At 53.5% G+C, this 13100-nt stretch carries 11 protein-coding genes and 1 tRNA gene; 8 read left to right on the forward strand and 4 right to left on the reverse strand.

The genetic code is table 11. The annotated features are described in order from the left end of the window. Window positions 1–76 precede the first annotated feature (76 nt). From IEW52_RS07990 to IEW52_RS08005, 4 genes are all read left to right on the forward strand, one after another. A tRNA-Thr gene (locus IEW52_RS07990) sits at window positions 77–152 on the forward strand. A gap of 780 nt (window positions 153–932) precedes the next feature. Further along, the gene (ccoG, locus tag IEW52_RS07995) at window positions 933–2354 is read left to right on the forward strand and encodes a cytochrome c oxidase accessory protein CcoG (protein ID WP_188629545.1); all 1422 of its coding nucleotides are present in this window, start codon (window positions 933–935) and stop codon (window positions 2352–2354) included. A 56-nt stretch (window positions 2355–2410) separates the two neighbouring features. Next, window positions 2411–3385, forward strand: a complete 975-nt coding sequence (locus IEW52_RS08000) for a serine/threonine protein kinase (RefSeq protein WP_188629546.1) — start codon at window positions 2411–2413, stop codon at window positions 3383–3385. A gap of 40 nt (window positions 3386–3425) precedes the next feature. Further along, window positions 3426–4028 (forward strand): thiol:disulfide interchange protein DsbA/DsbL, encoded by a 603-nt coding sequence (locus IEW52_RS08005; protein ID WP_188629547.1) that lies wholly within the window; start codon window positions 3426–3428, stop codon window positions 4026–4028. A gap of 43 nt (window positions 4029–4071) precedes the next feature. Here the strand turns inward: IEW52_RS08005 and IEW52_RS08010 are convergent, their stop codons facing one another. Beyond that, window positions 4072–4374: a hypothetical protein gene (locus IEW52_RS08010; protein WP_188629548.1), complete on the reverse strand. Its 303-nt coding sequence runs from the start codon at window positions 4372–4374 to the stop codon at window positions 4072–4074. A gap of 55 nt (window positions 4375–4429) precedes the next feature. After that, window positions 4430–5941: a YifB family Mg chelatase-like AAA ATPase gene (locus IEW52_RS08015; protein ID WP_188629549.1), complete on the reverse strand. Its 1512-nt coding sequence runs from the start codon at window positions 5939–5941 to the stop codon at window positions 4430–4432. Between the two features lie 380 nt (window positions 5942–6321). On the opposite strand from IEW52_RS08015, the gene ilvG reads away from it, so the two are divergent. From ilvG to ilvA, 4 genes are all read left to right on the forward strand, one after another. Beyond that, window positions 6322–7989, forward strand: coding sequence for an acetolactate synthase 2 catalytic subunit (ilvG, locus tag IEW52_RS08020; protein ID WP_188629550.1), 1668 nt, complete (start codon window positions 6322–6324; stop codon window positions 7987–7989). After that, entirely contained in the window at window positions 7986–8246 is a 261-nt protein-coding gene (gene ilvM, locus IEW52_RS08025) for an acetolactate synthase 2 small subunit (protein WP_188629551.1), read from the forward strand. Before ilvG ends, ilvM begins: the two co-directional genes overlap by 4 nt. Before the next feature lie 171 nt (window positions 8247–8417). Next, entirely contained in the window at window positions 8418–10268 is a 1851-nt protein-coding gene (gene ilvD, locus IEW52_RS08030) for a dihydroxy-acid dehydratase (RefSeq protein WP_188629552.1), read from the forward strand. Window positions 10269–10270: 2 nt separating this feature from the next. Next, window positions 10271–11824, forward strand: coding sequence for a threonine ammonia-lyase, biosynthetic (gene ilvA / locus IEW52_RS08035; RefSeq protein ID WP_188629553.1), 1554 nt, complete (start codon window positions 10271–10273; stop codon window positions 11822–11824). 76 nt (window positions 11825–11900) lie between these two features. Here ilvA and IEW52_RS08040 read toward each other — a convergent pair whose 3' ends face one another. Continuing rightward, window positions 11901–12455 (reverse strand): HupE/UreJ family protein, encoded by a 555-nt coding sequence (locus IEW52_RS08040; protein ID WP_188629554.1) that lies wholly within the window; start codon window positions 12453–12455, stop codon window positions 11901–11903. After that, window positions 12452–13099, reverse strand: coding sequence for an urease accessory protein UreG (gene ureG / locus IEW52_RS08045; RefSeq protein ID WP_188629555.1), 648 nt, complete (start codon window positions 13097–13099; stop codon window positions 12452–12454). Before ureG ends, IEW52_RS08040 begins: the two co-directional genes overlap by 4 nt. Window position 13100 lies beyond the last annotated feature (1 nt).

Consider the following 13100-nt stretch of genomic DNA (forward strand, 5'->3'; position numbering starts at 1 on the left):
GCGCTGTGGAAAGCCGCGCCGATGATAGTGTGGCAGCTGCCATGTGAAAGTAGGTCACTGCCAGGCACCTAATTTAGCTGATATAGCTCAGTTGGTAGAGCGCACCCTTGGTAAGGGTGAGGTCCCCAGTTCGAATCCGGGTATCAGCACCAGTTACAAAACCAGTTTTGTTTGACTGCCATAGCGTTGTGGAAACCTGCGCCGATGATAGTGTGGCAGCTGCCATGTGAAAGTAGGTCACAGTCAAACACCTATTATTAAGCCCCGCTCATTGAGCGGGGCTTTTTGCTTTTGGTCTGATTTTATAGTTGCGTAATAACTGACGCCATCGTCCCTACCCAGTATTTATCTACCTTCTTGTATACACTCTTTCTGTATCGGATTTGTTTGCTTCTTCTTGCCACCTGAGCATATCTGATACCAAACAGATTAAATAACTGATCTATTTGGTTGTTCTACAAAGGTCGGACAAAGTGCCCGCTCCCCCGACTCGCCGTGGATCCCTCCCTGGAGGCTCAGCCGCGCCATCCGTGGCGCGGATGGTCGGCTGAGCAGATCCCTTTGTCCTTCTTGATGCATCGGCGTTGACTGTTAGCGTCNATGAGTTCATGGCGTGTCGTGGAAGGCGACTGTGTTGCCTCTGAGCTCAGGTTTAAAAATGATCAGATCTTTATTCAAATTGGTATGAATTGTCGTCTCGGCCATTCGATGATCCCCATCATGGAGTTTGGTCACGATAATGCTTTATCATGGTGGGATGGGCAGCGAAGACTGGCCTTGAGGCAGAAAAGAGTGATCAAGATCACCTTTTTGTTGGGGGCTTTACTGCAGAATGTGTCATAACTCGTATTTTATCTGCAAGTTAACAATGATTCTTGTTTTGTTAGGCAGGTAATTTGGTTGCAAGCAGTCAGAATAACAATGTGAGCAAAATGAACGATAAACAACAGCAGATAAACGTTAAAGACGTTACACCGCAGGTGCGTTCGCACCGGCCTACCGATGACGGGCATATTTATGTTCGTGCCCAGACCGGACAATGGCAGAGGCTGCGCAAGTATTTAGGCTGGGTGCTTATGTCGATATTCATTGTCGGCCCCTGGATGACCTGGAATGGTCGTCAGGCATTATTGTTTGATGTTGAACAACAGCGATTCCAGGTTTTCGCGACTACCATCTGGCCGCAAGATTTAACCTTGCTAGCCCTGTTATTGATGGTATCTGCGTTTGCACTGTTTTTTGTCACTACCTTTTTAGGCCGTGTCTGGTGTGGCTATGTGTGTCCGCAAACGATATGGACCTTTATATTCATCTGGTTTGAAGAAAAACTGGAAGGCAGTGCCAATAAACGCCGCCAGCTGGACAAGGCGCCCTGGGGATTTAATAAAATATGGCGCAAGAGTGCCAAGCATATTGCCTGGCTGGCCGTATCGCTGTTAACCGGGTTTACCTTTATTGCCTACTTTGTGCCGGCCAAAGAGCTTGCGCTTGAAATGCTCACTTTTTCCACCAGCTTCTGGGTGGGATTCTGGGTGCTGTTTTTTGCTTTTTGTACCTACGGCAATGCGGGTTGGATGCGGACCATAATGTGTACCCACATTTGTCCTTATTCACGCTTTCAGTCGGCGATGTTCGATAAAGACACTTATACCGTTAGCTATGATGTCGAGCGGGGTGAAAGCCGTGGCCCTCGTCCCCGCAAGGCTGATCCCAAGGAATTAGGCCTGGGAGATTGCATCGATTGCAATCTGTGTGTACAGGTTTGTCCGGCGGGTATCGATATTCGCGATGGTCTGCAATATGAGTGTATTAACTGCGGTGCCTGTGTCGATGCCTGTGATCAGACCATGGATCGTATGGGTTATGAGCGCGGTTTGATCAGCTATACCACTGAGCATAAGTTGCGACACAAGGTTACTCATGTGGCTCGTCCCAAGCTGATTGGTTACGGCATCGTCATGGCGCTCATGGTGGCGGCGTTTGTTTATATGGCCTCAAGCATCATGCCGATGGGTATTGAAATTATCCGCGACCGTAACCAGCTATATCGGGAAACCAACGAAGGTCTGATAGAAAATACCTATACCATGAAAATCATGAACAAGACGCTGGATACCGAAACCTACCGTTTGAATGTGGAAGGGTTGGAAGACGCAAACTGGATTGGCCCCCAAGAAGTGGTTATTCGTGGTGGAGAAATCCTGAGTTTGCCGATTAGCCTGGCTGCAGATTCATATCTACTGCCGGATCCGGTAACGGATATCACTTTCGTCATTACCCATACCGGGCTTGATCAGGATGATCCCAAGGCGACCTTGCGTAACAAGAGTAAGTTCTTCAGCCCTATTAACTGATATTCTCGGTAAATGAAAAACCCAGACCGTAGCTGTTGGCTACGGTCTTTTTTTGGATGGTTATGAATTATTATCAACTGACCCCCGATGCGATAGCCGACGCCCTAATGAGTGTGGGTATTCATGTCGACTCCGGACTGATGGCATTAAACAGCTATGAAAATCGGGTGTATCGCTTTAAAAGCGATACCGACGGCGCCCTGGTTGCCAAGTTCTATCGGCCTCAGCGTTGGAGCCGCCAACAAATTCAGGAAGAACATGATTTCCTGTTCGCCTCGGCGAAAGCCGGTGTTCGCGTTGCCGTGCCCATCAAGCGGGAGCAGAACAGTATTTTTGCGTACAACAATATGCTGTTTGCTGTATGGCCAGCCCTCTCCGGTCGCCAGCTTGAGGCTGATAACCTGGACCAGCTGGAAGCCTTTGGCGAGCAGATAGCACGGTTGCATCAGGTGGGAGAGAGAATCACGCTTAATCATCGCCCTCAGCTGACAACGGAAGACTACTTGTTGCGTGCAAGAGCCGTGTTGCAGCAAAAGGCAGAGATCCCCAAAAAGTTGAGTAGCGCATTCTTCAAGCAGCTGGATGCGGTAATAGACAGAGCATCTGCTTTATATCATCCCAGGCAACAGCTGGCGATTCACTGCGACTGTCATGCCAGTAATGTACTGTGGAATGACGGCCCCTGGTTACTGGATTTCGATGATTGCCGCACCGGGCCTGCGGTACAGGACTTGTGGATGATGCTCAGCGGTAGTCGGCAGGAGCAGCTGATTCAGCTGGATACGCTACTGGCGGGTTATGAAAATATACGTGAGTTTGATAGTTCCGAGCTGGCATTAATCGAGCCACTGAGAGCCATGCGTATCGTTAACTATATGGCGTGGCTGGCCGCTCGCTGGTCCGATCCAGCATTTGTGCTTAATTTCCCCTGGTTTAACACCGAAGAATATTGGCAGCAGCAGGTAGGTGTATTGGCAGAACAGTTACAACATCTCGATGCTGCACCTTTGTCCTTGACCTCTTGGAACTGATTATTTAACGTGAGCCAGCTCTTATTGAATGGGATTGTTTATGAAAAAGTACATATTTGTCTTGTTTGCCATGCTGATGGCTCCACTGGTCAGCGCCGCCCCCGAATTTAAAGAGGGAGTTGAATACAAGGTGGTTCAGGAGACGGCCAGCAGCAAGCCGGTTGTTACCGAGTTTTTCTCTTATGTGTGCCCGCATTGTTATAGTTTTCAGCCATTGATGAGCAAGCTGGAACAGCGTGTACCCGATTTGGTATTGAAAAAAGTACCTGTGTCTTTTCTCGGTAGAGAGATGGGCCCGGTATTGCAGCGTGCATTTGGCGCGGCCGAGTTACTTAAGGTTGAGGAGCAGCTGACTCCGGTGATGTTTGATCGTATTCATCGCCAGAAAAAAATGCCGAACGATCTGGCTGACATCAAGGCGGTGTTTATCGCCAATGGCGTAGCAGAAAAGGACTTTGATGGCGTGATCAACAGCTTTGCGCTTAATGGCATGGTTGCCCAGTACGACAAGCTGACTGAGCGCTTCGAGGTACACGGCACTCCAACCATCATTGTAAAAGATAAATATGAATTGAACATGAGTGAAATTGGCTCGGAAGAGCGTTTTTACCAGGTAGTGGAATACCTGCTGTCTCTTAAATAAAGAAGGGGCCCACGGAGCATGTCGTGGGCCAACTTCTGGTTCATCAGGATGTGTGCTGCTTGGTTATGATGTGTACATTGGAATGATGACTTTCCTGATGTGCTTCTTCTTGTTGCTGCCAATAAGTCTCTGGTAAGTGAAATAAGTAAAACTTGTCCCTGTGATTACCGGCTACAAATCCCATCCCTTTTAACGTCAATTCATAATGAATATCTGTCACAAACTCCTGGCTGAAATGTTGTCTGTTGGACAGGCTGGTGATGTCCTCTCTGCTGAGGTAGACCCCATCCGGTACATCTTTAAAGCGGTCGTGAAGCCAGACGGCAAATTCCTTTGCACTTTTCATCGAATACTCCTTCTTACCAAGGCTCTCTATTTAGTTATAGCAGCTTATCAGTTAATCACGATTGCAGTTGCTGTATTAAGCGGTCCATGGCGCGATAACCCAAAGCCTCTATTAAATGTTGGCGGCCAATTTTTTCTGCGTGCTCCAGATCGGCTATGGTTCTGGCGACCCTGATCAACTTGTGCCAGGCACGAATGGACAGTTTCATTCTGTGCAGTGCCTGCTCCAGAAACTCCGCGTCGGCTTGCGACAGCGGACAAAACTGCTCGAGTTCCGAGGCGCTGAGTCTGGCATTGGTTTTACCGGCTCGTTTCAGTTGTTGCTCCCTGGCTGCCAGTACTCTTTGCCTTACATGTGCCGAGCCTTCTGCCTTGGCCCGCTTGCGGCTGAGCTCTCCGGGGGCGAGCAGAGGAATTTCCACCGACAAGTCAAATCTGTCCAGAAACGGCCCGGATATCTTATTGAGATAGCGCAGTATTTGTTCTGACGAACTGCGACTGTAGCCATCCTGGTAATGGCCGCAAGGGCTGGGATTCATGGCACCAATCAACTGAAAGCGGGCAGGGAAAGTCACGCTATGGGCTGCGCGAGCAATGGATATGTAGCTGGTTTCAAGGGGCTCGCGCAGTGCGTCCAATACCCTGCGCTCAAATTCGGTCATTTCATCGAGAAACAATACGCCGTTGTGAGCCAAAGAAATTTCTCCGGGTTTGGGGTAACTGCCGCCACCCACCAGCGCCACCGCAGAAGAAGAGTGATGGGGTTGGCGAAAGGCACGCAAGCGCCAGTTGTGGGGATCCAGGTTTACGCCGCTGATGGACCTGATTGCCGCTATTTCCAAGGCTTCAGCTTCACTCATGGGAGGCAGCAAGCCGGGCAGTCGGCTCGCCAGCATGCTTTTACCTGTGCCGGGCGGGCCTAGCAGCAACAGGTTATGCTCGCCAGCCGCGGCTATTTCCAATGCACGTTTGCCACCTTCCTGGCCGATAACATCACATAAATCGGCAATATGCTCCGGCTCTTGTGCGGTGATGGGGTCGGGGGTTGCCAATTCTCCCTGTTCTCTTAACCAGGCGGTAATGGCCAACAGATGAGGGGCCAGTCGTGCCGGGCAGGGCTGAATGACACCGGCTTCGTGATTATTCGCCTCGGGCAATATCAGTTGCCGTTCGTTGTCTCGCGCCGCCAGCACCGCAGGCAGGGCGCCTTTTATCTGGCGTAGAGCCCCGGTTAGCGCCAATTCACCTAAAAATTCCAGTTGCTTGAGCTGAGTGGTGGGGATTTGCTCCGAGGCGGCCAGAATGGCGATGGCAATGGGCAAATCGAAGCGGCCGCCGTCTTTTGGCAAGTCCGCCGGAGCCAGATTGACGGTAATACGCCGTGCGGGAAATTCAAAACCGGAATTCAACAGTGCGCTGCGTACTCTATCCCGCGCTTCCTTGACAGTGGTTTCCGGCAAACCAACGATGTTGAAGGCGGGCAGGCCATTGGCGAGGTGAGCTTCCACGGTCACCAGAGGCGCTGCCACACCCAGACTGGCTCGTGCAAAAACAACGGCGAGTGACATCCCGGTCTCCCTAATATTTTATTTTTTATAGTGAATGTTTTTTAGTGTTTTAAGCTGTCTTTTTGTTGCTTCTTCAAGACGTTTTTTGCTTTTGTGATCAAGAAAGTCTTGTCTAGTCTAGTTCATCATGCTAGTTGTATAGGCAAGCTTGAGTCGAACGTTCTGGCTCGGCACCCTATTGAGTGATCGGTGATATGAATTTAATTGCACGTTTCGTCAACATTATTGTGGTCCTAGTGGTGATTATTAAATCTCCGCTCGGGGTACTTTGGTCTGACGATACGTAACATCACCGGCAGACGAAACGTAAAACCCCCGAGCACATCGCTCGGGGGTTTTTTTTTAACTGGATTTGGCGGCAACAGAGGGACGGCAACAAAATGAATGGCGCACAGTATATTGTTCAGACATTAAAACAACAGGGAGTAACCCAGATCTTCGGCTACCCCGGCGGTGCCATTATGCCGCTCTACGATGCCCTGTACGACGGCGGAGTCGATCACCTGCTGTGTCGCCATGAGCAGGCCGCCGCATTGGCAGCAGTGGGCTATGCCAGAGCCAGTGGTCAGGTTGGTGTCTGTATGGCCACGTCAGGCCCGGGCGCAACCAACCTGATCACCGGTCTGGCCGATGCCATGCTCGATTCCATCCCCTTGGTGGCCATTACCGGGCAGGTACCTATGGCGGCCATTGGCACCGATGCGTTTCAGGAAGTGGACGTACTGGGTATGTCGCTGTCCTGCACCAAGCATTCCTATCTGGTCGAAAATGTTGAAGATTTGGGTGCCGTGATTGCCGAAGCCTTTGAAGTGGCGCGTTCCGGCCGCCCGGGTCCGGTGTTGATCGATGTGCCGAAAAACATACAGGTGGCACTGGTTGAGCCTAAGGCAACGCCGGTTTTCAATACCGATCCCAATCCTCTGGACAAGGATGCCCTGGCGCAAGCCCAGGTGTTGCTGGCCGACGCCAAGCAGCCGGTTTTATATGTGGGCGGAGGCGTAGGCATGGCCAATGCGGTCACAGAATTACGTGCTTTTGCCAAGCAAACCGGGATTCCCATGGTGACTACACTCAAGGGCATTGGCACTCTGGATCCGGACGATGAACTGTTTTTAGGCATGCTGGGCATGCACGGTACAAAAGCCGCCAATCTAGCTGTTCAGCAGAGTGATCTTCTGTTGGTGGTCGGGGCCCGCTTTGACGACCGGGTGACCGGCAAGCTGGATGCCTTTGCCGTGAATGCCAAGGTTATCCATTTGGATAAAGACGCCGCCGAATTTGGCAAGGTACGCCACGCTCAGGTGAGCATAGATGCCGAGCTGGCCACCGTACTTCCCGTGTTGGTGAACAAAAAGTTGAGCGGCAATGACCGGCTGGATATTGATGACTGGCGCCAACACTGCAAGGCTCTCAAGGCCGATCACGGCTGGCGTTACGATCACCCCGGCGAGGCCATCTATGCGCCCCTGATGCTCAAGCAGTTGAGTGAAGCCCTGCAGGACAGTGCCATGGTCAGTTGTGACGTCGGTCAGCACCAGATGTGGGTGGCTCAGCACATGCGCTTTACCAGCCCGCGCAACCACCTGAGCAGCTCGGGCCTGGGGACCATGGGCTTTGGCTTGCCTGCCGCCATTGGTGCCAAGTTGGCGCGCCCCCAAGACGAGTCGGTACTGGTCTCGGGCGATGGTTCTTTCATGATGAACGTACAGGAGCTGGGTACTCTCAAGCGCGCACAACTGCCGGTAAAAATGGTGCTGCTCGACAATCAGCGTCTGGGCATGGTGCGCCAGTGGCAGGAGCTGTTCTTCGACGGCCGTTACAGTGAAACCATTCTTACCGATAACCCCGACTTCGTGGCCATGGCCGCCGCCTTCAACATTCCGGGTGAAACCATTACCCGCAAGGCCGATGTGGAGCCTGCCATACAACGCATGCTGGCGGCCGATACCGCCTATTTATTGCATGTACGCATTTCTGAGCAAGAAAACGTCTGGCCACTGGTGCCGCCCGGCGTTGCCAACGACCAGATGATGGAGAAAAAAGCATGAACCAGTATCAATTGCAGATAGCCGCCCAGTTTCGCCCGGAAGTACTCGAAAGGGTGCTTCGCCTGACTCGCCATCGTGGCTTTCGGGTCGATGAGATGGACATGTCTACCTTGAATAACGGTCTGGGCCTTATCATTAACATGATGGTCACCAGTGACAGACCCATTGTTCATTTAAGCCGCCAACTGGAAAAACTCATGGACGTGACTCTGGTTCAAGTACAAGCGTTGAAACAACCGCTAAAAAAAACAGCCTAAATGGCAGCTATAAGCTTTAAGCTGTCAGCTATCAGTTAAGAAAAAAGTGCTGAGCCGCTCTCAGTCTTGTGTTTGTCTTTAGCTGACCGCTTAAAGCTATATTTTAATTTTAGAGATAGGCGTCGCCTCGTCGATGACGCCTGTGTTACTCACCTTGTTAGGAATTTTAGAATGCCAAAGTATCGTTCCGCCACCACTACTCACGGCCGTAACATGGCCGGCGCCCGCGCCCTGTGGCGTGCCACCGGCATGACCGAAGGTGACTTCGGCAAGCCGATTATTGCGGTGGTTAACTCCTTTACCCAGTTTGTTCCCGGCCACGTGCACCTGAAAGACATGGGCCAGCTGGTGGCGCGTGAAATTGAAGCTGCCGGTGGTGTGGCCAAAGAATTCAATACCATAGCTGTAGATGACGGTATCGCCATGGGTCATGGCGGCATGCTGTACAGCCTGCCCAGTCGTGATCTCATTGCCGACTCGGTGGAATACATGGTGAATGCGCACTGTGCCGATGCCATGGTCTGTATTTCCAACTGTGACAAAATCACCCCCGGCATGCTGATGGCGGCGCTGCGGGTGAATATTCCGGTGATTTTCGTGTCCGGTGGACCCATGGAAGCCGGCAAGACCAAACTGTCGGATCAAATCATCAAGCTGGATCTGGTGGATGCCATGGTGCAGGGTGCCGATCCTACCGTGTCCGATTCCCAGAGCGAACAAGTTGAGCGCAGCGCCTGCCCGACCTGTGGTTCCTGTTCCGGCATGTTTACCGCCAACTCCATGAACTGCCTGACCGAAGCCTTGGGCCTGTCTCAGCCTGCCAATGGTTCTCTGCTGGCCACCCACGCCGATCGGGAGCAGTTGTTCAAGTCGGCCGGTCATCGTATCGTCGAGCTGACCAAGCGTTATTATGAACAGGATGACGCCTCGGCCTTGCCACGCTCCATTGCCAGCAAGGCGGCATTCGAGAATGCCATGGTGCTGGATGTGGCCATGGGCGGCTCTACCAATACCGTACTGCACCTGCTGGCTGCCGCGCACGAGGCGGACGTCGACTTCACCATGGACGACATAGACACCTTGTCACGCAAGGTGCCCCAGCTGTGTAAAGTGGCACCCTCAACGCCCAAGTATCACATGGAAGACGTACACAGAGCCGGTGGTGTCATGGGCATCCTGGGTGAGCTGGATCGCGCCGGTTTGCTGCATACCGACTTGCCAACCGTCATGGGCATGACCCTGGCCGAACAGCTGGCCAAGTATGATGTGATGGTAACCGAAGACGAAGCGGTGAAAACCATGTTCCGTGCCGGCCCCGCCGGTATTCGCACCACCAAGGCCTTCAGTCAGGACTGTCGTTGGCCGACCCTGGACGATGACCGTGCCGAAGGATGTATCCGCAGCCTGGAGCACGCCTATAGCCAGGAAGGTGGTTTGGCGGTGTTAGCCGGTAACCTGGCCGTTGACGGTTGTATCGTTAAGACTGCCGGTGTGTCCGACGACAACCTGGTGTTCCGTGGTCCGGCCCGTATCTATGAGAGTCAGGACACGGCGGTAGAAGGGATTCTGGGTGGCGAAGTGAAAGCCGGCGATGTAGTAGTCATCCGCTACGAAGGCCCTAAAGGCGGCCCGGGTATGCAGGAAATGCTCTACCCCACTACCTACCTGAAGTCGATGGGCCTGGGCACCAAATGCGCACTGATCACCGACGGTCGCTTCTCTGGCGGTACCTCTGGCTTGTCTATTGGTCATGTTTCTCCAGAAGCCGCCAGTGGCGGTACCATAGGTCTGGTGCAAAACGGTGACATCATCGATATCGATATTCCGGGACGCAGCATAGTACTGGACGTATCTGAAGCCGAACTGGCAGCCCGCCGTGAAGTGATGGATGCCAAGGGTGAGCAGGGATGGCGTCCGCTGGATCGTCAGCGCGAAGTGTCATTCTCATTGCGCGCGTATGCCTCACTGGCCACCAGTGCTGATAAAGGTGCGGTACGCGACATCAGCAAGCTGGGGGGATAAATATGGCACAACCGGCATTGAAAGAAGCCGCCGCATTACGCTCTGCGAGCGAATACTTACGCCAGATCCTGTTGTCTCCGGTTTATGAGGCAGCACGGGTAACGCCTTTGTCGCCGCTCAAGAAAATTTCCGAGCGGTTGGGGCATTCGGTATCGCTCAAGCGGGAAGACATGCAACCTGTGCATTCTTTCAAGTTACGGGGTGCCTACAACAAAATTGCTCAGCTTAGCGCAGAGCAGCAGCAGGCCGGGGTAATCGCTGCCTCGGCGGGCAACCATGCCCAGGGGGTGGCTCTTTCGGCCGCCAAACTGGGCATAGACGCCACCATAGTGATGCCGGTGGTCACCCCCGATATCAAGGTCGAATCGGTGCGTCGGTTCGGTGGCAAGGTGATCTTGCATGGCAATAACTTCGATGAGGCCTACGGCCATTGTCTGGAGCTGGCGCAGCAACATAATCTGACCCTGATCCCGCCCTTTGATGACGAAGACGTGATTGCCGGCCAGGGCACCATAGGGCGGGAATTGCTGGAGCAGGATACTCGCCTGACCCATGTGTTTGTCCCTGTGGGTGGCGGTGGCCTGGCGGCGGGTGTGTCCGTGTATATCAAGCAGCTGTTGCCTCAGGTCAAGGTGATTGGCGTTGAGGCCGAAGGTTCAGCCTGTTTGAATGCCGCACTCAAGGCCGGTGAGATTGTCACTCTGGATCGGGTCAGCATGTTTGCCGACGGGGTGGCGGTCAAGCGCATGGGTACCGAAACCTTCCGCCTTTGTCAGCAATATCTTGATGGCGTGATCACCGTGAGTTCGGACGAAATCTGTGCCGCGCTCAAGGATATTTTCGAGGACACTCGTGCCATCGCCGAGCCGTCGGGTGCGCTGTCGCTGGCGGGGCTGAAGAAGTACAGCCAGGCCGGTGATTACAAGCATGCTCGCATGGCGGCGGTGCTCAGTGGTGCCAACGTCAACTTCCATTCTCTGCGTTATGTTTCCGAGCGCTGCGAGCTGGGCGAAAAGCGGGAAGGAGTGCTGGCGGTGACCATTCCCGAGCGCAAGGGAGCCTTTCTGGAATTCTGCGAAGTGCTCGGCAATCGCATGGTGACCGAGTTCAACTATCGCTACTCGTCGGAAGACAAGGCCGCACTGCTGGTATCGGTGCGTCTTGTTGATGGCGATCGAGAGCTGACCCAGATCATGATGGAACTGGAGCAGGCCGGGTATCCGGTGGCCAATATGACGGATAACGATCTGGCCAAGTCTCATGTGCGCTACATGGTGGGAGGGCGCCCACCTAAGCCATTGCACGAGCGGTTATACAGCTTCCGCTTCCCCGAACAGCCCGGTGCCTTGATGCGATTTTTGCATACCCTGGGCACGCACTGGAACATCAGTCTGTTTCACTACCGTAACCATGGTGCCGAATTTGGCCGCGTACTCTGTGCCTTCGAGTTGCCCGATACCGACCTGGCGTCTTTCGAGCAACATCTGGCCGAACTGGGCTATCGTTGGGACGATGTCACCCAGGATCCTGCGTATCAGTTCTTTTTGGCTCACTAGAGCAAACGAGAAGGTGAAATAGGAACATAAAAAAAGCGCCGATTGAATCGGCGCTTTTTTTTAGCCTGCGTTCTGTTTAGAAAGCCGCTAATAAACCGGCACCCACTATGATGGCGCCGCTACCCTTGATGAGGGTGCTCTTGATGCGAGCCGCAGTCAACCAGCCGGCACCGTGCAACAAGCCAGTGGCCAGCAGGAAGCCGGCAATGTAGCTGATTGCAGAGTTATTGGCTGGCAGTTCCAGGCCGTGGGCATTGCCATGGAACAGGCCGAACAGGGCGCACAGACCCGTGGCCAGCATCACATGGCCGCTGCGGCCGGTGGCCAGCATCATGCCCAGTACCAGCAGCGAAAAGACGATGCCGATTTCAACGCCGGGCAGAGCCAGGCCGCCGATACCCGCGATGGCACCCAACAGCATGAAGCCGATGAACGCCAGGGGTAGCTGCCAGGCCGAACGGTCGCGGTTGGCAACCATCAGCATACCGACCGCTACCATGGCCAGCAGGTGATCCCAGCCCAGCAATGGATGCATAAAGCCCGAGGTCAGGCTGTGTTCACCATGACCAGGGTGCGCCAAAGCCAGCGCTGGAGTCATTGCCACCAGGGCGGTCAGGGTCTTCTTGATCATTCTTGTACTCCTTCCAGGGTAAAGTTTTCGGGCAGAGGACGTAACATGCCCTGCTGCTGGATAAAATTAATGATTGTTTCCAGGCCATCGCCGCGGATCAGGTTGGCAAATACGAACGGTTTTTCGCCACGCATCTTGCGGGCATCTCTGTCCATGATTTCCAGCGAGGCGTTAACCATAGGCGCCAGATCTGTCTTGTTGATGATTAACAGATCCGATTTGGTAATGCCTGGGCCGCCTTTACGCGGGATCTTGTCGCCTGCGCAGACGTCGATGACATACAGCGTCAGATCCGACAGCTCGGGGCTGAAGGTGGCAGACAGGTTGTCACCGCCGCTTTCCACCAATACCAGCTCCAGATCGGGATGACGCTCTTGCAAGGTATCGATCGCCGCCAGGTTCATGGAAGCATCTTCGCGGATGGCGGTGTGCGGGCACCCACCGGTTTCCACGCCCATGATGCGATCTTCGCTCAACGCTTCGTTGCGCAGCAGAAACTCGGCATCTTCTTTGGTGTAGATATCGTTGGTGACCACGGCCAGATTATAGTGCTGGCGCAGGGCCTTGCAGAGCTGGCGTAATAGTGCTGTCTTGCCAGAGCCGACGGGACCGCCCACTCCGACACGCAAACATTGTGTTGACATG

This window comes from Oceanisphaera marina, from assembly GCF_014643915.1.
Classification (GTDB): Bacteria; Pseudomonadota; Gammaproteobacteria; order Enterobacterales; family Aeromonadaceae; genus Oceanimonas; species Oceanimonas marina.